General features: G+C 70.5%; 17 protein-coding genes. 6 read left to right on the top strand and 11 right to left on the bottom strand.

The window, feature by feature from the left end; translation table 11 throughout:
- Positions 1-47: 47 nt before the first annotated feature.
- From ABH935_RS02225 to ABH935_RS02215, 3 genes are all read left to right on the top strand, one after another.
- Positions 48-1,856, top strand: coding sequence for an Ig-like domain-containing protein (locus ABH935_RS02225; protein WP_370376052.1), 1,809 nt, complete (start codon positions 48-50; stop codon positions 1,854-1,856).
- A 158-nt stretch (positions 1,857-2,014) separates the two neighbouring features.
- Positions 2,015-4,276 carry an Ig-like domain-containing protein gene (locus ABH935_RS02220; RefSeq protein WP_370376051.1) on the top strand — a complete coding sequence of 754 codons (2,262 nt, stop codon included), beginning with the start codon at positions 2,015-2,017 and terminating at the stop codon, positions 4,274-4,276.
- Positions 4,277-4,349: 73 nt separating this feature from the next.
- The gene (locus tag ABH935_RS02215; protein ID WP_370376050.1) at positions 4,350-6,362 is read left to right on the top strand and encodes a glycoside hydrolase family 76 protein; all 2,013 of its coding nucleotides are present in this window, start codon (positions 4,350-4,352) and stop codon (positions 6,360-6,362) included.
- Positions 6,363-6,425: 63 nt separating this feature from the next.
- Here ABH935_RS02215 and ABH935_RS02210 read toward each other — a convergent pair whose 3' ends face one another.
- A complete protein-coding gene (locus tag ABH935_RS02210; RefSeq protein ID WP_370376049.1) occupies positions 6,426-6,896 on the bottom strand; it encodes a MarR family winged helix-turn-helix transcriptional regulator in 471 nt (156 codons plus the stop codon).
- Positions 6,897-7,010: 114 nt separating this feature from the next.
- On the opposite strand from ABH935_RS02210, the gene ABH935_RS02205 reads away from it, so the two are divergent.
- Complete coding sequence (locus ABH935_RS02205; protein ID WP_370376048.1) at positions 7,011-7,907, top strand: SDR family oxidoreductase; 897 nt, start codon at positions 7,011-7,013, stop codon at positions 7,905-7,907.
- A gap of 16 nt (positions 7,908-7,923) precedes the next feature.
- Here the strand turns inward: ABH935_RS02205 and ABH935_RS02200 are convergent, their stop codons facing one another.
- On the bottom strand, positions 7,924-8,826 hold the full coding sequence (locus tag ABH935_RS02200; RefSeq protein WP_370376047.1) for an alpha/beta fold hydrolase: 903 nt from the start codon (positions 8,824-8,826) through the stop codon (positions 7,924-7,926).
- Positions 8,827-8,910: 84 nt separating this feature from the next.
- On the opposite strand from ABH935_RS02200, the gene ABH935_RS02195 reads away from it, so the two are divergent.
- A complete protein-coding gene (locus ABH935_RS02195) occupies positions 8,911-9,390 on the top strand; it encodes a MarR family winged helix-turn-helix transcriptional regulator (RefSeq protein ID WP_370376046.1) in 480 nt (159 codons plus the stop codon).
- A gap of 2 nt (positions 9,391-9,392) precedes the next feature.
- Here ABH935_RS02195 and ABH935_RS02190 read toward each other — a convergent pair whose 3' ends face one another.
- The 3 genes from ABH935_RS02190 to ABH935_RS02180 form a co-directional block, all read right to left on the bottom strand.
- Entirely contained in the window at positions 9,393-10,265 is an 873-nt protein-coding gene (locus ABH935_RS02190; RefSeq protein ID WP_370376045.1) for a hypothetical protein, read from the bottom strand.
- Between the two features lie 185 nt (positions 10,266-10,450).
- Positions 10,451-11,326 carry a hypothetical protein gene (locus tag ABH935_RS02185; RefSeq protein ID WP_370376044.1) on the bottom strand — a complete coding sequence of 292 codons (876 nt, stop codon included), beginning with the start codon at positions 11,324-11,326 and terminating at the stop codon, positions 10,451-10,453.
- A gap of 7 nt (positions 11,327-11,333) precedes the next feature.
- The gene (locus tag ABH935_RS02180) at positions 11,334-11,906 is read right to left on the bottom strand and encodes a papain-like cysteine protease family protein (RefSeq protein WP_370376043.1); all 573 of its coding nucleotides are present in this window, start codon (positions 11,904-11,906) and stop codon (positions 11,334-11,336) included.
- Between the two features lie 278 nt (positions 11,907-12,184).
- On the opposite strand from ABH935_RS02180, the gene ABH935_RS02175 reads away from it, so the two are divergent.
- On the top strand, positions 12,185-13,135 hold the full coding sequence (locus ABH935_RS02175) for a hypothetical protein (protein WP_370376042.1): 951 nt from the start codon (positions 12,185-12,187) through the stop codon (positions 13,133-13,135).
- A gap of 42 nt (positions 13,136-13,177) precedes the next feature.
- On the opposite strand, the gene ABH935_RS02170 is transcribed toward ABH935_RS02175, so the two are convergent.
- From ABH935_RS02170 to ABH935_RS02145, 6 genes are read right to left on the bottom strand one after another with little or no spacing between them, the layout of a single operon-like run.
- Positions 13,178-13,951 carry an AfsA-related hotdog domain-containing protein gene (locus ABH935_RS02170; protein ID WP_370376041.1) on the bottom strand — a complete coding sequence of 258 codons (774 nt, stop codon included), beginning with the start codon at positions 13,949-13,951 and terminating at the stop codon, positions 13,178-13,180.
- A complete protein-coding gene (locus tag ABH935_RS02165) occupies positions 13,948-15,252 on the bottom strand; it encodes a cytochrome P450 (protein WP_370376040.1) in 1,305 nt (434 codons plus the stop codon). The genes ABH935_RS02170 and ABH935_RS02165 overlap by 4 nt, the downstream gene beginning before the upstream one ends.
- The gene (locus tag ABH935_RS02160) at positions 15,249-16,157 is read right to left on the bottom strand and encodes a hypothetical protein (RefSeq protein ID WP_370376039.1); all 909 of its coding nucleotides are present in this window, start codon (positions 16,155-16,157) and stop codon (positions 15,249-15,251) included. The genes ABH935_RS02165 and ABH935_RS02160 overlap by 4 nt, the downstream gene beginning before the upstream one ends.
- Entirely contained in the window at positions 16,154-19,024 is a 2,871-nt protein-coding gene (locus ABH935_RS02155; protein WP_370376038.1) for a PEP/pyruvate-binding domain-containing protein, read from the bottom strand. Before ABH935_RS02155 ends, ABH935_RS02160 begins: the two co-directional genes overlap by 4 nt.
- Positions 19,021-19,686: a nitroreductase family protein gene (locus tag ABH935_RS02150; RefSeq protein WP_370376037.1), complete on the bottom strand. Its 666-nt coding sequence runs from the start codon at positions 19,684-19,686 to the stop codon at positions 19,021-19,023. Before ABH935_RS02150 ends, ABH935_RS02155 begins: the two co-directional genes overlap by 4 nt.
- Complete coding sequence (locus ABH935_RS02145) at positions 19,683-20,339, bottom strand: isoprenylcysteine carboxylmethyltransferase family protein (protein ID WP_370376036.1); 657 nt, start codon at positions 20,337-20,339, stop codon at positions 19,683-19,685. The genes ABH935_RS02150 and ABH935_RS02145 overlap by 4 nt, the downstream gene beginning before the upstream one ends.
- Positions 20,340-20,461 lie beyond the last annotated feature (122 nt).

Raw genomic sequence — 20,461 nt, 5'->3', positions numbered from 1 at the left:
CGGCCCCTTGTACCCGCAATGAAATCACGATGGGAGCAGATTTCCTCATGTCTAGATTCAGACGCCTGGGCTCGCTGAGCGTCCTGGCATCCCTTCTCGTCGCCGGCTTCGTGGCCACGCCGGCGCACGCCGACTCGCCGTCGGAGTGCACGGACACGTCCAGCACCAACGGACCGATCGCCGGGTGCATGGCCGCCACCCGGGCCGCCCACTGGCTGAGCCTGGGCCTCGCCTACAACACCACCCCCGGTAGCTCGGGCATCGGCAACTACCGCGCCGATTGCTCGGGCTTCGTTTCCTACGCCCTGCATCTGTCGGACACCAGCCCGACGCTCGGCGGTCTGGTCTCCGGCCAGATGTACGAGTCCAACGGCTTCAGTGACGTGGCCAAGGGCAACCTGCAGCAGGGTGACGTCCTCACCAATCCCTCGTCCGGGTCCGCCGGCCACGTCGTCTTGTTCGACCACTGGGCTGACAGCAGCGAGAGCAGCTACTGGGGCTGGGAACAGACCGGAAGCGGCACCCAATACCGCGACATCACCTATCCCTATGACGACCCCAACGCGGGCACCTTCTACCCGGAGCACTACAGCAACCTGACCGGCGCTCGGCCGGCTGCTCCGTCGGTGTCGATCACGTCTCCGTCGGTGGCGGGGTTGGTCGGCGGGAATGTGACGGTGTCGGCGTCGGCGTCGGATGGGACTTCGGGGGCTGCGTTGAGTACGCAGTTCTATGTTGACGGCGCGGCCTATGGCTCTGCGGTGGGCGGGTCGTCGCCGTCGATCACCTGGAATTCCAGTGGCGTCAACGGCACGCATACGTTGACCGCGACCACGACGGCTTCCAACGGTGGCGCCACTGCGAGTACGACGTCTGCGGCGGTGACCGTGAACGTGCGCAACCGTTTCCAGGCTGCGTTCACTGCGAATGGCGGCAACATCCTGTACCTGTATGGCAACGGCACCGGTGCGATCGAGGGCTCCACGCCGGTCGGTGTCGCCTCGGGTACACACCCGGCGGTCACTGAACTCGCCGGTGGCGGATTCGAGGTCGCGTTCACGGCCAACAGCACCAATAAGCTCTATCTGTATGGTGTCGGACCCGGCTCGGTGACCGGCGCTACTCCGGCCGGTGTCGCCGCGGGTACCAGTCCGGCGATCACCGCGCTTCCTGGCGGCGGGTTCCAGACCGTGTTCGCCGCTTCTGGTGGCAACACGCTGTGGCGTTACGGCTCGGGTGCCGGTTCCTACACCGGATCCACTCCCGTGGGTGTCGCCGCGGGAACCAGTCCGTCGGTCACGACGCTGTCCAACGGTTCCATTCAGGTTGCGTTCACCGCTGCCAGCACCAACAAGCTGTACCTGTACGGTGACGGCCCCGGCACCACTGACGGCGCGACTCCGGCCGGTGTCGCCGCGGGCACCAGCCCGGCGATCACCGCGCTTCCTGGCGGCGGGTTCCAGACAGTGTTCACCGCCTCTGGCGGCAACACGCTCTGGCGTTACGGCTCGGGTGCCGGCTCCTACACCGGATCGACCCCTGTCGGTGTCGCCGCGGGCACCAGCCCGGCAGTGACCACCTTGTCCAACGGCTCCATCCAGGTGGCGTTCAACGCCGCCAGCACCAACAAGCTGTACCTCTACGGTGACGGCCCCGGCACCACTGACGGCGCCACCCCGGTCGGGGTCGCGGCGGGCACCGGTCCGGCGATCACCGCGCTTCCTGGCGGTGGGTTCCAGACCGTGTTCACCGCATCGGGCGGCAACACCCTGTGGCGCTACGGCCTGGGTGCCGGCTCCTACACCGGCAGCACTCCCGACGGGGTCGCCGCGGGCACCAGCCCCAGCGTCAACTGAACGACGGCGATCACCCGATGAGCACGTGGTGGCCTGAGGCGGACCCATCGCCCCAGGCCACCACGCTGACCCAGGGCCACAGACCACCCACCACCCCGCCGGATCACGTCAGAACTGTGACCATCCACGTCTGAAACAGCTTTCGAAGGACCCACAGCATGCCAACACATCGCAGAATCCGAAGATCGGCCTCGACCGCCGCCATCCTGCTGACCGCCCTCGCGTGTGCCGGGGCGATCGCCGCGACGCCTGCGGCGGCGGGCTTGACGCAGCCGACCACGGCTTGGCAGGAGAACCTGACCCAGCCGCACCCCGGTGACGTCAACACCGTGTGGACCGGCCATGCCCTGACCGTTCGCGACCACGGGTTCCGGCCGGCGGCCGAAAAGTCCGGCGGCTACGCCCTCGCCCTGTTGCCGGAGCATCAGCTCGCCACGCCGACGGACCGGGTCGCCGTGGCCACGACAGAGCAGACCCCTGCGGGCACTCACGTCGACGTGGACGTGCGCGGGCAGCGGGCCGACGGGACGTGGACCGAATGGACCGCGGCTGCGGCCGCCGGCCCGACCCGGCTGCCCGCGACGGTCACCGACGTCCAGACCCGGCTCATGCTGCACGGCACCGCGTCCGGGCTCGAACCGGCCGTCACAGCCGTCACCGTCGCTCCCGCGTCGGCTGACACAGCGGCGATGAAGGCCGCCACCGCGAACGTTGCGGCCGCGGCCACGCCCCTGTCCTACAAAGTGTTCGCCACCGACGAGGGCGGCGTCGGCGGACCCACCTCCAACGGGCACATCATCCAGCCGAACGACCACTTCGTCGCGCTGCCGTCCACGAACGTGATGTCCCCGCTGAACAGCGGCCAGTACTCGGTGCAGGTCTGCGCGGTCAAGTGCGTGACCGCGCCGGTGTGGGACACCGGCCCCTGGGACATCCACAACAACTACTGGGATCCGGCGTCGCAGCGCACCGAGTTCACCGACCTGCCGCAGGGCAAGCCCGAAGCGCAGGCCGCGTACCAGGACGGCTACAACGGCGGCAAGGACGACTACTACGGCCAGACGATCCTCAACCCGGCGGGCATCGACCTGGCCGACGGCACGTTCGCCGACACCGGTCTCACCGACAACGGCTGGGTCACCGTGACCTACCTCTGGACCGGTTCCGCCCAACCCCCGGCTGCTCCGTCGGTGTCGATCACGTCTCCGTCGGTGGCGGGGTTGGTCGGCGGGAATGTGACGGTGACGGCGTCGGCGTCGGATCCGACTTCGGGTGCTGCGTTGAGTACGCAGTTCTATGTTGACGGTGCGGCCTATGGCTCTGCGGTCGGCGGGTCGTCGCCGTCGATCACCTGGAATTCCAGCGGGGTCAACGGCACGCATACGTTGACTGCGACCACGACGGCTTCGACCGGTGGCGGTAGCGCGAGTACGACGTCTGCGGCGGTGGCGGTGAATGTACGCAACCGTTTCCAGGCTGCGTTCAATGCGAATGGCGGCAATATCCTGTATCTGTACGGCAACGGTACTGGTGCGGTCGAGGGCTCCACGCCGGTCGGCGTCGCGCCGGGTACTCATCCGGCGATTGCTGAACTGGCCGGTGGTGGTTTCCAGGTCGCGTTCACCGCTAACAGCACCAACAAGCTCTATCTGTATGGTGTCGGCCCTGGCTCGGTGACCGGTGCCACTCCGGCCGGTGTCGCTGCGGGCACCAGCCCGGCTATCACTGCCCTTCCCGGTGGCGGGTTCCAAACAGTGTTCACTGCCTCTGGTGGGAACACGTTGTGGCGTTACGGCTCGGGTGCCGGTTCCTACACCGGATCCACCCCGGTCGGTGTCGCCGCGGGCACCAGCCCGGCGGTGACCACGCTTTCCAACGGTTCCGTCCAGGTGGCGTTCACGGCCGCTAGCACCAACAAGCTGTACCTCTATGGTGACGGCCCCGGCACGACCGATGGCGCGACCCCGGCCGGTGTGGCCGCTGGCACCAGCCCGGCGATCACTGCTTTGCCCGGTGGCGGGTTCCAGACGGTGTTCGCCGCCTCAGGTGGGAACACTCTGTGGCGTTACGGCTCGGGTGCTGGCTCCTACACCGGATCCACCCCTGTCGGTGTCGCTGCGGGAACCAGCCCGGCAGTGACCACCTTGTCCAACGGATCCATCCAGGTGGCTTTCACTGCCGCCAGCACCAACAAGCTGTACCTCTACGGTGACGGTCCCGGCACCACTGACGGCGCCACCCCGGTCGGTGTCGCCGCCGGCACCAGCCCGGCTATCACCGCGCTTCCGGGTGGCGGGTTCCAGACGGTGTTCTCCGCATCCGGCGGCAACACCCTGTGGCGCTACGGCCTCGGTGCCGGCTCGTACACCGGCAGCACCCCCGACGGCGTCGCGGCGGGCACCAGCCCGAGCGTCAACTGAACAACGGCGATCACTCAATCACTACCGGTGGCCTGAGGCGCCCACGCCCCAGGCCACCGATCAGGAGCCGTAGATGCTTGGAAAGAGAATCAGGAGGCTGATCGCGGCGCTGGCCTCGGTCACCCTCGGGGCCGCGCTCGGCGCCGGTCTCACGGCCGGCCCGGCGCAGGCCGCCGCTCCCCAGGCGGCAGCGGCCGCCGGCGTCAAGGTGCTGATGGACAGTTATGACTCCGGCAACGGCCTCATCGGTGACGGTTGGTGGACCTCGGCGGTCGCGCTGAGCACGGTGATGACGTACCAGCAGACCACCAACGACACGTCCTACAGCTACGCGATCTCCGGGGCGTTCAACGCGAACAAGGGCTCGAACTTCGAGAACTCCTACCTGGACGACACCGGCTGGTGGGCGCTGGCCTGGGTGCAGGCCTACGACATCACCGGTGACGCCGACTACCTGCACATGGCCGAGACCGACGCCGCGTACATCCACGGCTATTGGGACTCGACCTGTGGCGGCGGGGTGTGGTGGAGCACCGCGAAGACCTACAAGAACGCCATCCCGAACGAGCTCTTCCTGGAGCTCACCGCCGCACTGCACAACCGGGTCGCCGGCGACACCACCTATCTGGGGTGGGCGAACGCGGAGTGGAACTGGTTCAACGGCAGCGGGATGATCAACGGCTCGCACCTGATCAATGACGGGCTGAGCGGCACCTGCCAGAACAACGGGCAGACGGTGTGGACCTACAACCAGGGCGTGGTGCTGGCCGGGTTGTCCGAACTCGCCCATGCCACCGGGAACAGCGGACTGCTGAGCACCGCCGAGAGCCTCGCGAATGCCTCCACGGCGTACTTCTCGCACAACGGGGTCGTCGTCGAGCCCTGCGAGCCGAACTGTGGAGCCGACGGGCCCTCGTTCAAGGGTATTTATGTCAGGGGCCTGCGTACGCTCGCCAACGTGGCCGGGACCACCGCCTACGACGGCTTCCTGCAGGCGCAGGCGAACTCGATCGTCGCGCACGACACGAACAGCTCCGGTCAGTTCGGGCTGAGCTGGGCCGGGCCGGTCCAGAGCCTGTCCACGGGGACCCAGTCCAGTGCCGAGGCGGCCCTGGTCGTGAACGCGCGCAACCGCTATGAGGTCGCCTTCAGCGCCGGCACCGGCAACCAGCTCTACCTCTATGGCAACGGCGGCGGCGCCATCAACGGCGGCACCGGCGTGAGCGTCGCCCCGGGAACCAGCCCCGCCATCGCCGAGCTGGCCGGAGGCGGTATCGAAGTCGCCGTCAACGCCGCCGGCACCAACCAGCTCTACCTTTACGGCGCCGGAGCGGGAAGCGTGAACGGCGCTACCTCCGTCGGTGTCGCCCCGGGGACCAGTCCGGCCATCACGGCTTTGCCTGGGGGTGGCTTCCAGACGGTGTTCTCCGCTGCGGGCAGTAACACGTTGTGGCGTTATGGCGTGGGTGCTGGGAGCTACACCGGGTCCACCCCGGTCGGCCTCGCCGCAGGGACGAGCCCTGCCATCACCACGCTTGCCAACGGCAGCGTCCAGGTTGCTTTCAACGCCGGGGGAACGAACCAGCTCTACCTCTATGGCAACGGGCCCGGTGTCACCGATGGTGGTACGTCGGTCGGTGTCGCCTCAGGAACCAGTCCGGCTATTACGGCTTTGCCTGGGGGTGGCTTCCAGACTGTGTTCTCCGCTGCGGGTAGCAACACCCTGTGGCGCTATGGTGTCGGCGCTGGGAGTTACACCGGGTCTACCCCGGTCGGTCTCGCCGCCGGGACGAGCCCTGCCATCACCACTCTTGCCAACGGCAGCATCCAGGTCGCTTTCAACGCAGGAGGAACGAACCAGCTCTACCTCTATGGCAACGGCCCCGGTGTCACCGATGGCGGTACGTCGGTCGGTGTTGCCTCGGGAACGAGCCCGGCCATCACGGCTTTGCCTGGGGGTGGCTTCCAGACTGTGTTCTCTGCGGCTGGTAGCAACACCTTGTGGCGTTATGGTGTCGGCGCTGGGAGTTACACCGGGTCCACCCCAGTCGGTCTCGCCGCCGGGACCAGCCCAGCTACCAACTGAACAAAGCAACAGGTCTCGCCGGAACCGCGGCTCAGCGACTCGGCTGCCGTGACATCCGATCCCTCATTCGGTGGCCGCGTCGTCGAGTAGCGCGTCGCGGGTGCGCTCCAGGAGCGCGAACAGCGCGTCGAACTGGTCGGAGCCCAGCACCTGTCGGGTCCGGTGCTCGGCGGCGAGTTCGCGGCGTACGCCGTCGGCCGACGCCGTCCGGCCCGCTTCGGTGGCGTGCAGTCCGACCGTGCGGCCCGCGCCGACGCGGCGCTCGATGAAGCCGAGCGCTGTCAGGCGGGCCGCCGCCTGGCTCATCGCCTGCTGGCTCTTGCCCAGCCGGTGGGCGATCTCGGTCACGTTCACGCCGGGCTCGGCCACCACCGCGTCGAGCAGGTGGTTCAGCGGCAGCGAGAGGGACGTGCCGGCGAGGGCGGCTTCGCCTCGCTGCTCGATCAGCGCGCTGACCTCGCGCAGGCGGCCCCGCAGCAACCCCGACAGCGCTGCCCCGGGCCCGGATCCGGCTCCGGTCGTCGTTGCTTCCATCCCGGCATGATATCCGCAGATCACACACCGCTGTGCACACAACTACTAGTGTCCACAAGTGCTTGTGATAGCGTGGCCAGGGATTAGGGCGACGCAGGAAGGAAGGCAAAGAGGATGAAGGTATTCGTCACCGGCGCCACCGGGTTCGTCGGTTCGTTCCTCGTTCCGGAGCTGATCGGCGCGGGCCACGACGTCGTCGGGCTCAGCCGTTCGGACGCCGGCGCGGAGGCGCTCACCCGCGCCGGCGCGAAGGTGCGCCGCGGCGATGTGAACGACCTGGACGCGCTGCGCGCCGCCGCCGCGGCCGCCGAGGGTGTCATCCACACCGCCTTCAACCACGACACGTCGGACCTGAAGCAGCACGCTGAGAACGACCGCAGGGTCGTCGCGACGCTCGGCGCGGCGCTGGCCGGCACGGACCGGCCGCTGATCGTCACCTCCGCCACCGGCCTGGTCACCTCCGCGACCGGAGAACCGGTGCGGGAGAGCGACGCGCACGCCACGTCGGCGGTGTTCCCGCGGGCGGCGTCCGAGGAGGCGGCCGACGCGCTGATCGCCGAGGGCGGAAACGTCATGGTGATGCGGCTGCCGCAGGTGCACGACACCCGCCGGCAGGGCCGCATCAGGTGGCACATCCAGATCGCGAAGGAGCAGGGACGCGTCGCCTACGTCGGTGCGGGCCGGAACCGGGTGCCGGCCGTCCACGTCTCCGACGCGGCCCGGCTGTTCCGGCTGGCGCTGGAACGCGGCGAGGCCGGAGCCCGGTATCACGCCGTGGCCGAGGAAGGAGTGTCCCTGCGCGAGATCGCCGAGGTAATCGGAGTGGGATTGAAGCTGCCGGTCGAGTCGATCACGCCCGAGGAGGCGCCCGGCTACTACGGGTGGCTGGCGCAGCTTGCTCAGTTGGATCTTCCGGCGTCCGGTGCTGGGACCCGGCGGCAGCTGCGTTGGGATCCCACCGGACCGGACCTGTTGACCGACCTGCACGAAGCAGATTACGACGCGGCATGATCCCTGCGCCGCGGTGTCATCGGTCGACGCTCGCAGTGAACTCGACGATGGCCTTGGCCAGCTCGTCCGGGGCCTCCATGGCGACGTAGTGGCCGACACCGTCCAGCGAGACCGAGCTGACCTCGGTCGACGCGGCCTGAGTCAGGGTGGCCAGGGTGAAGGAGCCCGCGCTGGCCCCGACCGCGAGAACGGGCACGTTCAGCCCGGGCGCCTGGGCCAGAGCCCTGACGTCGGCGCCCTCACCGAGCATCGACCGGTAGAGGCCGGTCGCTCCGCGCCAACCGTCGGGCCGGGCGTAAGTACGGACGAACTCGTCGAGGTCGGCGTCGGTGACCGCTCCCGGGACCGCGGTCAGCGTCGGGAACAGGAACTGCGCCATGAACTCGCGCTCGCGGCCGGCGAGGAGCATCTCGGGGATGCCGGGCGCGGTGAGCACCCCGATGTACCAGACGCCGCCGCGGGTGACGTCGGCCAGCGCCTCCATCCCGAAGCCCGGCAGCCCGGTCTCGATCGTGGTGAGGCTGAGCACGTCGCGCGCGTGGACGGTCGCGAGCCGGAACACGGTCGCCCCGGCGATGTCCTGGCCGGTGAGGTGGACGGGTCCCACTCCCAAGTGCTCGATGAGCAGGTGCAGGTCCTCGGCGGCGGTGGCGCTGTCGTACGTGCCCGGTCCGTTGCCGGAGTCGCCGAAGCCGCGCAGGTCCACGGCGAACACGCGGTGGTGCTCGGCGAGCAGCGGGATGAGCTTGTGGAAGGCCCACCAGGTCTCGGGGAACCCGTGGGCCAGCAGGATCGGGGTGCCGCCGGAGCCGGCGGCGACGTAGTGCAGCGTGGTCCCGTTCAGCTCGACGCGGTGGTGCGTGACCTCGGGAATCGTCGCACCGGTCGGTGGGATCGGTGGGATCGGTGGGTTCGTCATGGCGTCTCCTCAATTAGGCAACCCGGTTGCTCAATAGTAGGCAACCCGGTTGCCTAACCGCAACCCGGTCCTTAGACTGCTGCAATGTCCCGCTCCGGCGCCGATCTCGCGCTTCTCCTCCTCGGCGGTTTCCGCACGCTGGTCGATGGCGCGACCGAAGAACTCGCCCGCCGCGGATACCCCGACGTGCGCCCGGTCCACGACTTCGCCATGCGGGGCATCGCCGCGGGCGCCGACGACGCCACACGGCTCAGCCAACGCCTGTCCGTCTCCCGCCAAGCAGCGGCGAAGACCATCGCGGTCCTGCAGGAACGCGGCTACGTGACCCGCGAGACCGATCCCCTCGACGGCCGCCGCAAACGCCTCCAAGTGACCGCCCTCGGCTTCGACGTCCTGCGCCAGGGCGAGCAGATCTTCGACGAACTGCGCGACAGCTGGGAACGACAGATCGGCCCCGCCGAACTGGAGCGCCTGGAAGAGCTGCTGGCAACCCTGGTCGGCGTCCCCGCGATCCGCTTCGACACGCCCGGCTGGCTCGCGCTTGATCTCGGCGAGTCGTCGTAGCGTCAGCCGGCGCCACGGATCAGCGCCGCGGCCGCCGGGGACAGGTCCGGGAGGTCGCCGTACACGTTGAGCGACCACAAGGAGAGCATCAGGTCGCCGTGGCGTACCAGCAGGTTCTCCTGGCCGACGTAGGCACCCTGGGGCGTGACCTTGACCAGCAGCGCCTCGTCGCCGAGGCCGCTGACGGCGGTCGCCGAGACGACCACGTCCACCGTGACGCTGCCGACGCTGGTCTCGCTGAATCTGTCGCACGTCGAAGTGAGATTCTGGCGGATCTGGGCGAGTGACTTGGCCGCGTCGCCGGGTCGGTAGGCGTAGAAGGCCAGCCCGACCGGTTCGGTGCCGGAGCCCACCGGCTCGGAGGCGCTGGCCACGCTCAGACCGCCGGCCAGGTCGAGGCCTCCGGCCTGGGCGACCTTCGGGTGGATCAGGTAGTCGCAGTCGCCCGCGCCGACCAGCGACGGTGCCGCGGCTGTGGCGGTGGGTCCGCTGTCCTGTTCCTTCTCGGGATGGGCCGTCCACCCGGTCGGCAGCGTGGGACCCAGACCGAGCATGGCTTCCATGGCGTTGGCGGGCAGCAGTGTCTTGAGATAGCTGCCGGACGACTGCGATACCGAGGCCGAGGTGGTGGGGGTACTGGTCGTCGGGGCGGGAGTCGTCGGGGGAGCGACGGGTGCCGTGGTCGCCGTGGTTGGTACCGGCGAGGTCGCCACGGGGGCGCTGCTCGATGAGGCGCTGCTCGGGCTCAGCGACACAGGCGCCGAGCTTGAGCCGTTCCCACCGCTGGAGCAGCCGGTCGAGGCCGCCGCCAGCATCGTCAGCACCGCGGAGCCCACCGCGAACTGTGCGGCACGTCCCGATTTCCCGCGTCGCATCCCCGCCCCCTGTCCTGTCATCAACATCAGCACCGCACGCTGAAGCGGACAGTCCACCACCGCGGACCCGCGATCTTCCACGGTGAAACCACTGATTTCGGCACGGGTTTGGTGGGCGGCCGAGACTGCCGAGAAGGCAGAGGCGGCCGCGCAGTTCCCTGCGCGGCCGTCCCGTCTCAATACTCTTAGCCGGCGTCGAAGGTGGCGCCCCGCTGCCGACGGACAGCGAATCCGATCCCGTACAGACCGGCCAACGCCGCCGCACTAGCCGCACCGACCGCGATCTCGGTGCTGCCGCCGCTGCCCGAAGCCTTCACCGGGCCGCGGCTGAAGCCGCCGAGCATGTGCTTGTCCGCGTACGCGGTGCCGGGGACCTTGTCGGCGTAGCGGCCGTGCACCAGGCGCTGGTAACCGAGGAGCGAGATCCCGGCGGAGCCCACCGAGCGGACCGCGTCGTTGTTGAGCGGGGTCACGTGGTCCTTGAGCAGCCCGTACCAGGCGTGGATCTGCGGCTCGTAGAACGCGATCGCGCCGGGGCCCAGCTTGGCGGCGGCCGCCGCCATGTCGGTCTCGGTGCTGCCCGAGGCGATGTTGAACTCGGTCCAGGTGTTCGGCGGGTGGGCCGCGCTGCGAGCGGTCCAGACCGAGGCGCGCTGCCCGGACGCCGAGACCGCCGCGGTGGCCATGAACTCCTGCTTGGCGACCGCGGCCGTGCCGTACTTCGCCGTCACGAACGCCGGATCGAGGTAGTACACCGGCACCGTGGTGCCGACCAGGTGCGGAGCCTGGGCCGCGGCGGCTGCGGCCGCCGGGGCGGCGGCGTGCACCGCCAGCGGGGCGCCGGCCGGGCCCAGCTGGGCGAAGAAACCGCCGAGCCGCTGCACCACCACCGGTGACGCCGCCGCCTGACTCGCGGCGGAGACATCGGTGCTGGACACGCCGGGGACGCCCGGGGTGGCGGTGGCCGCCGAGCTCACCGGCGCGACGGCGACGACGAGCGCTCCGGCCACGGCCGAGGCGCCGATCAGGGTGCGGAGGGAGAACACAGTGGTGGCACGCATGGTCGTCTCACGCTCCGATCTGGGAGAGGGTGTCGTCCCAGGTGAACTGGTCGTTGCTGACGTAGCTGCCGTAGTCCATCTGGTTCATCCGCTGGTCGTCCGGCCAGGGGTCGCCGAAGCTGATGGTCTGGCTCGCCGAGTCGTAGCCGTAGATGACCTCGGCGTGGCCGCCGCCGGCCGTCCACGAGATGCCGGTCTCCAGCGGATGTCCCGCGTCGATGTCCGCGACGATCTGGTCGAAGCCGACCGCGCCGCTCTCCACGCCGGGCGATATGCCCAGCGATTGGAAGGCGGTCTGGTCCCAGGCGAGCTGCCCCGGCTGGTTCGGGCACGGCTGCGAGGTGTCCTGGCCGATGGCGAGGTCGCAGAACGAGTTCTGGTCGGTGCCGTGGCCCAGGAAGGTGGCGATGGTGTCGCCGGAGGCGGCCCAGCACCATTCGTCCTGCTGCTGGACCTGCATGTCGATGCCCAGCTCGGCGGCCGACGCCGTGGTGGCGAACGCGAAGGCCAGTACCGCGGTGCAGGCCGCGACGAACGTGCCGCGCCGGGTCGGTGCGCGCAGCGGAGTTCTTGCTCCCATTCCAGTCTCCTTGCGGTGGCGGGGGATGTGCTGACGGGGATTCGAACGGTGGAAAGAGGCCGGCCGCCTTCGACGGAAAGATAGGGACGCGCGGGCGGCTCGAACAGAACCCTGCGACGCCGCCGTTCACATAACGGGAACGCCTGTGAACGACCGCCCGCCGCCGCGAACGCCGCCGGCCGTCCCGACGTGCGCCAATGCGCGATTGATCAAGGCGCGTGCATGGAAGGAGCACGGGTAGGCCGGTATATTCACACCGGCCGCGAATCGGAGGTCTGATGGCCCCACCCGACAAGACCGGTGCCGTGGACGCCGCGGTGGCGGCGGCGTTGCACACGGGACCGTTCGACGTCGCGCTGCGCACGGCGATAGCCGCCCGAGGCCTCAGCCTGGAAAGGCTCCGCAACCGGCTCGTCGACACCGGCCTGAACGTCGGCGTGACCACGCTGAGCTACTGGCAGCGTGGCATCCGCCGCCCCGAACGCCCCGAGTCGCTGCGCGCCGTGGCCGCGTTGGAGGGCATCCTCGGCCTGCCGCCGCATTCGCTGACCGTCCTGCTCGGGCCGCCGAAACCGCGCGGCTTCGCCGTGCGCACCGGCCAGTGGCCGAACCCGTTCGCCGACATCGTCCGGGTGCCCGGCGGCGACCTCGGCCGCCAGATCGCCGACCTGGACAGCCCGGCCGCCGGCAAGCTGGACATCGTCGCGGAGTACAACTCGGTCACCGTCGGGGCCCGGCGCGAACTGGTCGAGGTGGACGTCATCTGGGTGCTCCGCGCGCACTACGACGGCGTGGACCGGGCCCTGATGATCTACAGCGGCGACCCGGGGACCGTGGCTGACGACATCGAGATCGTGGTCGGCGACGGCTGCCGGATCGGACGCGTCCGGCGCCACGCGCAGACCCGCTCAGTCGTCTCCGAGCTGCTGTTCGACCGTTCTCTGAGAGCCGGCGAGACGCAGGTGCTCACCTACACGATCCGCCCCCACGACGACATCGAGTGCTGCCGGCACTTCAACGGCTACCGCTTCGCCGGAGGGATGTTCGTGCTCTACGTACGCTTCCACCCGGACGCCCTCCCGGTGCGCTGCGAGAGGTTCGCAGCCCGCCGCACCGAGGGACCGATCGAGGAGAGCGCCGAGCTGACCGTGGACAGCCATCGGGCCATTCACATGGTGGTGCCCGACATACGGCCGGGGATCCTCGGCGCGCGGTGGGAGTGGATCTGAGGCTGAGGCCCGAGACCGCCGAGCCTCACCGCCCCGCCAGACTTACCGCCCCGCCAGCGGCCGAGCCTTCTCCAAAGCGGCGATCGCCGTCTCCGCACCGCGACGCTCGGTCAGCGCGGTCCGCTCCTGCGGCTGTACCAAGGCGGCCACCGTGGTCGTGGCCGCCTCGCGCCCGCACTGCGTGAAGCAGGTCTTCGTGTCGAACCACATCCGGTTCACGTCTTCGGTGTCCGCGCGGTGCGCGGTCAGCCGCATCCGCAACGGCAGCGGGAACGCCAGCCGCTCGAACCGGGTGTCGACCTGCGTCAGCAGGAACGAGAACTTCCGGTCCGGCCACGGACGCAGGTATGCGAGCTCGCACACCGCCAGGAACATCTGGCGCGCGGCCTCGATCAGGACCATACCCTGCAGGTGCGGTGCGGCCTGGTGGTCCTGGAGCAGCTCGTTGTCGTTGTGGAGGCGCAAGGAGGCCTCGAAAGCGGCCGGCCCGCAGTACTCGAAGTCCGCGAGCAGCACGTTGCGGGCGTCGCGCTTGTGCACCGCGCGCGCCTCGACCGGAGTCGGCAGGTCGCGGGGGTCGAGCAGCAGGCGGTCGCTGAGCCCCCGGCGCTCGACGGCCTCGGCGGCGTCGGCGACCGCGGCCTCGTCCAGGCCCTGCCCCAGGTGGACCTGGACCGGCTCGGGGAGGTCGTCGTACGCGCCGCCGCCCACGGCCTCGGCGAAACCGCTGGTGCTGACCCCTAGGCCGGCGGCGATGAAGTGGTCGAAGCGGTCGCCGACCAGGACGATCGGCGCCGCGGCGGACGGAGGATTCATGGTTCCTCGCTTCCTGTGTCTGGGGACCACGGGCATCCGGACGCCCCCACGGTGGTTTCCTCGGTCGAGGAAGCCACCCCGGGCCACCCCGCGCCGTCCCAACGCACCGGCAGTGCCAGCGGTCCGCGGATGAACTGGCCCGCGGTCCATCGGATCTGGTCCTCGTGCACGGCCAGCCGCAGGGTCGGGAACTCCGCCAGCAAGGCGGTCATCCCGACCTCCAGCTGCAGCCGGGCCAACGGCGCGCCAAGGCAGTAGTGGCGGCCGTGGCCGAAGGCGATGTGCGGGTTGTCCTCGCGGCCGGGGTCGAAGCGGTCCGGCTCGGCGAAGACCGACGCGTCCTGATTCGCGGCGGCGGCCAGCGGCACCACCACCTCCCCGGCCGGAACCAGGACGTCCCCGAGCCGGACGTCCTCCAGCGCCACATGGGCCGCGCCGCCGGTCGCGATCAGCGAGCTCCAGCGCAGGATCTCCTCCAGCGCGGGCGTCAGCGCCCCGGGCTGCTCCCGCAGGCGCGCGGTCAGCGCCGGGTCACGCAGCACCATCAGCACCGCCATCGCGAGCTGTCGCGAGGTGGTGTCGAAACCCGCCATCAGCAGCCCGGATCCGAAGACCGCGACTTCCTCGTGGCTGAGGCGGTCGGCCCCCTTGCCGAGGAGCAGCCGGCTGAGCAGGTCCTCGCTCGGGCGGCCGGCGGCGGCGTCGGCGAGGCGCCGGGCGACCAGGTCCCCGAAATACCCGTGCACCTCGGCGTGGGCCGCGGCCACCTCCTCGGCGGTGTGGCTGCCGAACGACATCATCACGGCCATGGCCGGACGCAGCGTGACCGCGTCGTCGTACGGCAGGCCGAGCTGCTCGGTCGCGGTGCGCAGGGCGAACGGGACGGTGAACTCCTCGACCAAGTCCGCGGGCTGCGCGAGGGTGCGCAGCCGCCGGGCACCGGACGCGGCGAGTTCCCGCAGCCACGGCGCCGTCTCGCGGGCGCGCCGCGCCGTGAACTCACCGGCCACGGCCTGCCGCCGGCGGCTGTGCACCGGCGGGTCGCTGGTGGCCAGCGCCAGCGAGGCGTTGGAGCGCGCGAACATCGGCTTGCCGGTGAACGAGGCCCGGCTGAAACGGTCGTCGGACAGCACGGCGCGCACGTCCGCGTAGCGGCTGACCAGCAGAGCCGACGCGCCGTTGGACAGGACTACCCGGGGCAGCCCTGCTTCGGCGGTCATCTCGGCGAACCGCGCGGGCGGTCGTGAGCTGGGCGGATGGGGGAACGGGAAGGCCGGCGGCTCGTCAGGTTCGTCGGTCACGGTGCGTGCCTTTCCAAAAGATCGACGACGAGGAAGGCGGTGAACGCCGCAAGGATGTAGAACCCTGAATCGGTCGCGGGCCAGCGCTCGGCGCCGCCGCGCCAGAACCGCACTGCGCCCCGCACCGGCAGCACGGCCGGCAGCAGGACGAGCCACCCGGCCGCGGCGCCCGAGTCCCAGGGCCGGACCAGCAGCAGCGCGAGAACTGTCGCCACAGCAGCGGCGGCGAGGGCGGCGCGCGCCGTCGCCTCGACGCCGAACACGGTCACGTAGCTGCGCTCGCCGGGCTTGGGCACGCGGGTGGTCTTGCGCGCGAGTTCGAGGTGCGTGAAGACCGCGAGCATGGTGGCCAGCGGCAGGAGTGCGGCGGTCTCGGCGGAGCGGTGGGTGTCGTGCAGCAGCGCGGTGTAGAGATAGCCGCCGAGCAGCAGCTGAACCGGCAGGCTGATCAGGGCGCTGACGATGAGCGCGTCTCCGGACGGCCAGTGCGCCAGCCGGTCGGCGGCCAGCAGAACGGCCAGGTAGAACAGCGCCGTGGCCGCACCGGCCAAGGCCAGGCCGCGCGGGGCGTTGAGCAGCAGGACGACGACAGCTCCGGCAGCGATGAGCACGCCGAGGTCGCTCACGGCGACCGCGCCGGAGGCCAGCGGTCGCCGCGGGTTGTGCACCCGGTCGTAGTCCAGGTCGCGCAGGTCGTCGACGGCGCGGACCATGAGCAGCAGCACAGTGAACGACGCCAGCGTCGCGAGCGTGGCCCAGCCCGGCCGCCACAATCTGGCGCCGTGCTGCCCACGCTGTCCGAGGGCGAACATGGCCGTCCCGCCGAGCGCCCAAGCCAGGGCGTAGGGCAGGTAGAGCGCCGGAGGGAAGCTGCCCCGGACGTAGCGGCGCAGCCTGACTATCAAGGCTCTGTCTCCTCGGCTGTCTTCTCGGCCAGGATCGGCGCGCCGCCGTCACCGGCCGCCGTCTCGGCCAGGATCCGCACGGTGCCCGCCGCGCCGTCGAGTTCGATCAGGGCGCCGTCCGGGATCCGGGCGGTGGCTCCCTCGACCGCGACCACGGTCGGCACCCCGAGAAGCCGGCCGGTGACGGCGGTGTGCGACAGCAGCGTCCCGCGCTCGACCACCAGCCCCCGGGCCGCGGTCATCAGGAACAGCCAGCCGGGGTCGGTCTCCCGCGCTATCAGGATCGCGTCCCGGCAGGTGTCGGCGGGCACGTCCGGATCCAGCACCACGCGGGCCCGTGCCCGCACCACGCCGGCGCTGGACGCTAGGCCGCGCAACAGGTTCTCGCCGTCGGCGGCGTCGCCGTCCACCGGTGCGGCGGTCGCCGGCCGGGCCGGGTCCAGCGGCCGTCCCGCCACGCTCACCAGCCGGGGCGGCGGCGCCGGCAGCGCCTCCCAGCGCTCCCGGTCGGCGCGGCGCAGGGCCGCGAGCGCGCGCAGGTCGCTGCCCGGCAGGGTCCCGTCGAACGCGCCGAGGACCTCCTCCACGGTCAGGTCCAGGACGTCGCGCGGGTCGTCGAGCCGCCCGGCGCCGGCCAGCAGGACGCCCAGGCGCAGCAGGACCCGCCGCGACAGGCCGAACAGCTCGGTACGGCAGAACCGGGTGTCCTCGCGGGCTTTGAGGTGGGCCCGCATCCGGGAAGCGAAGGCCCTGATGATCACGCGTCGCAAGGGATTGCGACAGTGCTCGCGCAGCTCGCGTTCGCCGTCCGCGCGAACCTTCCGCTCGTCCGCGCGGCTGGCCTCGGCGCCTGTGGCTGTGGCTGTGCTTGAGCCTGTGCTTGTGCTCTGCCGCAGGTGCGGGCGCACCATGTCGAGCATCATGCCCGGTCTCTGGCGCGGGGTGAGCTGTTCGAGCTTCAGGTCGCCGATGGCCCGATCACCGTACAGGCGCAACTGGCGCCGGGCCGCGTCCGCGACTTCGGGCCCGTACCTGCCGTCGATGATCTCCTGCCACACCGCGGCGTCCTCCGCGGCAGTCGTGGCGTTCAGGATCCGGTCCCGGGCCTTGGGCCCGGCACAGAGACAGATCAGGTCCGCCAGTTCCAGAGCGCTGCGAAGCCCGGCCAGCGTGCGGTTCTCCGGTCCGCCGGCCAGCAGCGCGCCGAACAGTGCCCGGTGCTGGGAGCCGGTCCAGCGGCGCAGCAAGCCTTCGTAGCCCGCGGCGGGGAAGATGCCCAGGACCGTGTTGGTCAGCGTGACACCCCACTGCACGCCGACTTCCGCCCACAGACCGCGATAGAACGCGATCAGGGCCTCAGCGTCGAGGGATTCCAGGTCTCCGGCTTCGGCGGCGGTCCGGTCCCACCACGCGAGGAATCGACGTACCCTGCGGAAGTGGCTCGCGCTGCGCCGCACGGTACCCGGCGCCGTACGCAGGGCCCGGCCACGCCAACCGGGGGACAGGTCCATCCCCGGCTGGGGCCGTAGCCCCATCGAGTGCTCCCACCAGCCCCGGATGAATTCGAACTCGGACATCATGCCGTGCAGCGCATACCAGGCGTCGAGCCGGTAGTAGACCCGGCCCTCGCGCAACCCGACCATGCGCTCCAGATGGTGCGCGTTCTCCCGCAGCTGCGCCTCGGGGATGCCCATGCGGCGGTAGAGGTCGGTGAAGATGGTCTTGTAGAAGTCGCGCGCGAGCGAGTACGTCAGCGCGCACGAGACTCCCGGATAGCTTTCGGTGATGTTGTGGTTGCTCCACACCACCTGCTCGGGAAGGTCCGCCAGCGGCCGGGACTGCACGATCCACAGCTCGCCGTCGGCCGCGAACGTGCCTTCGATGTCCTGGGGACGGCCGAAATACTCCTCGATCCGTGCGGCCGTCTCTACGACCCGGGCCAAGGCGTCGTCGGACAGGACCGGCTGCTCGGCCAGCTCCGACGGCACCTCACACTCCGCAGGCGCGGCAGGGCTCCCGAGTTTGGGCGCTCCGACCATGCGGCGCTTGACGACGATCTCTTTGCGCACCGCGCCGGTGGCCCGCTCGGTGAAATAGTGGTCGACGTCGGCACGCTCCTGGACGACGCCCTCGCCGATGCCGTATGCCGCAGCCACGACCATGCGCTCGGCGCCGTCGCGCGGATCGCGGGTGAACGCGACGAACGAGCTGGCGCCGAGCACCATCTGCTGGACGCCGACCGCGACGCGCACCGCACCGGGGTCGGCGCCGCGCCGCAGCCGGTACAGGACCCCTTCGGCGTTGTAGGCGGACGCCCAGCATTCGACGATCCGCCGGAGCAGGTCGGCGCGCGGGACGTAGAGGAAGCTGTCACTCAGCCCGGCGAACGGATCGGCCGAACTGTCCTCGCCGTGCTGGCCCGGCCCGGGCACGACGCACGCGCGGACGGCGGCGAGCCCGTCGGGCCCGATGACGTCGTCGAACGCGGTGTGGACGGCGTCGGCGAGGTCCTCGTCCACCTGGAGCGAGAGCACAGCGGCGCGCGCCCTCTCGCTCCAGCGCCGTACGGCTTCGGGGGACGCGGCGGTCGGCGGCGCGTCCAGGTCTGCCAGCACCGGCGCGAGCGCCCGATCGAAGGCGGTTGCCGGGATGCCGAACAGGTCGGGGACGGCGAAGCCTGCGGCGCGCAGCTCGGCGAGGCGGGAGAACTTGTGGCCGGCGGCGGCCGGATCGACGAGAGCTTCGCCGCGGAGCAGGGCCGGGGCTGTGCTGGGTCCCGTGCCGTTGTTCGCGGTGTTGTCCGTGTCCGTGCCGGTGTCCGTGCCCTGCGGTGTGGCAGGGATCTGAGTCTCGGCGGGCGCCGTCACCGGTCCGGCTCCCCGGCCGCCGTCACGGGCTCGGGCTGCCAGCCGTCCACGTGCAGAACCTCCTTCAGCGGGCGCCGTCGTCCGGGCCCGAATGTCGTCTTGAGGGCGTACGCAGTCGGGATGAGTGGCCCCTGGTGGACGTGCTCGGGCAGGCTCAGCAGCTCGGCCATCTCGGCCTCCAGACCGAGGTGGACCGTGGTGAGCGTGGTCCCCAGGCCTCGGCTGCGCGCGGCGAGCGCGTAGCTCCATGCGGCTGGGAGCAGCGAGGTCCAGACGCCGGCTTGATTGCCCGCCGGGAGTGGCTTGCCGGTTTGCAGACACGGCAGGACCAGCACCGGGACGCGGTGCAGGCGGTCGGCCAACTCGCCGGCGTCACGCAGGACGCCGCTCTCCGCGGTCGTGTCGCCGTACCTTCCGTGGAAGGCCTTCCGGTAGATCTCGGCGACCTGCTCGCGGCGCTTCGGATCGCGGATGAGGATCCAGCGCCAGTCCTGTCGGTTGGCGCCGTTCGGCGCTTGCAGTGCCAGGCGGATGCAGTCCTCGACGACGGCTCGCGGGACGGGGCGTTCCAGATCCAGGCCTCGGCGGACCGAGCGAGTGGTGCTCAGGAGCGTGTCGCAGACGTCCGCGTCCAGCCAGGGCACTCCGGTCGGCAGGCTCACCAGACCCCCGGCAGCAGGCGCGCGTGCTGGGCCGCGTAGGTGCTGTAGGCGGGGAGCACCAGCAGAGTGCGCTCCTCGACCCGGATTCGCCAGGACAGGACCCCGGCCAACCCGGCCAGCAGCACCAGCGCCGGCCAGTTGAAGAAGAACACGATCAGTCCGACGTGCCCGAGGAGCATGCCGGCGTAGGCCGGGTGCCGGATCAGCCGGTACGGGCCGGAGGAGACGATCGCGTGCTCGTCGTGGCGGATCACGTGGTGGGAGTAGAAGCGTCCCAGGGTTCTGATGGCGACCAGGCGGAGCGTGACGCCGCCGGCGAACACCGCGATCGCGACCGCCTCGCGGATCGGCGACTCGGTGCCCAGCGGCGTGATGAACAGGGCCGCGGCGACCGTGGCGAACCGGGTGAGGCCGTAGGCGACCAGTGTGGCCACCTCGCGCGGCGGCGCGCCGGGCCTGCCAAGGCTGACCGGGGCCTCGGCCAGCAGCCACAGCAGATTGGCGCCGATGAACACCAGCGCGAAGGCGCGGCCGGGCTCGTCGTGGCGGTGCAGGACGAGGGCGAACCCGGTGACGTTCACCAGCAGGCCGATCCCGAACAGCGCGGGTGTGATCGCCTGGCGCCAGTCGAACCGCGGATCTTCGTCGGCCACCGGCGTCACCTCCCCCTTGTGGCGCGCGAAGGCGCCGAGCCAAGACCCCCCCGGGTCGCGACATGGCCTTACTGAAGCCAGGGCTTTACATCAACTGACGTGAATGAGTCTGCTGGCTTGAT

Source organism: Catenulispora sp. GAS73 (genome assembly GCF_041262085.1).
Lineage (GTDB): Bacteria > Actinomycetota > Actinomycetes > Streptomycetales > Catenulisporaceae > Catenulispora.
Note: the sequence above shows the minus strand (reverse complement) of the source record. Positions and strands in the feature narration are given on the sequence as shown.

What these genes read in the sequence shown, in the direction of transcription:
- ABH935_RS02170 (WP_370376041.1), bottom strand. Translation starts at nt 13,951, where the DNA reads ATGAATCCTCCGTCCGCCGCGGCGCCGATCGTCCTGGTCGGCGACCGC.
- ABH935_RS02205 (WP_370376048.1), top strand. Translation starts at nt 7,011, where the DNA reads ATGAAGGTATTCGTCACCGGCGCCACCGGGTTCGTCGGTTCGTTCCTC.
- ABH935_RS02200 (WP_370376047.1), bottom strand. Translation starts at nt 8,826, where the DNA reads ATGACGAACCCACCGATCCCACCGATCCCACCGACCGGTGCGACGATT.
- ABH935_RS02190 (WP_370376045.1), bottom strand. Translation starts at nt 10,265, where the DNA reads ATGCGACGCGGGAAATCGGGACGTGCCGCACAGTTCGCGGTGGGCTCC.
- ABH935_RS02215 (WP_370376050.1), top strand. Translation starts at nt 4,350, where the DNA reads ATGCTTGGAAAGAGAATCAGGAGGCTGATCGCGGCGCTGGCCTCGGTC.
- ABH935_RS02185 (WP_370376044.1), bottom strand. Translation starts at nt 11,326, where the DNA reads ATGCGTGCCACCACTGTGTTCTCCCTCCGCACCCTGATCGGCGCCTCG.
- ABH935_RS02210 (WP_370376049.1), bottom strand. Translation starts at nt 6,896, where the DNA reads ATGGAAGCAACGACGACCGGAGCCGGATCCGGGCCCGGGGCAGCGCTG.
- ABH935_RS02175 (WP_370376042.1), top strand. Translation starts at nt 12,185, where the DNA reads ATGGCCCCACCCGACAAGACCGGTGCCGTGGACGCCGCGGTGGCGGCG.
- ABH935_RS02195 (WP_370376046.1), top strand. Translation starts at nt 8,911, where the DNA reads ATGTCCCGCTCCGGCGCCGATCTCGCGCTTCTCCTCCTCGGCGGTTTC.
- ABH935_RS02220 (WP_370376051.1), top strand. Translation starts at nt 2,015, where the DNA reads ATGCCAACACATCGCAGAATCCGAAGATCGGCCTCGACCGCCGCCATC.
- ABH935_RS02225 (WP_370376052.1), top strand. Translation starts at nt 48, where the DNA reads ATGTCTAGATTCAGACGCCTGGGCTCGCTGAGCGTCCTGGCATCCCTT.
- ABH935_RS02180 (WP_370376043.1), bottom strand. Translation starts at nt 11,906, where the DNA reads ATGGGAGCAAGAACTCCGCTGCGCGCACCGACCCGGCGCGGCACGTTC.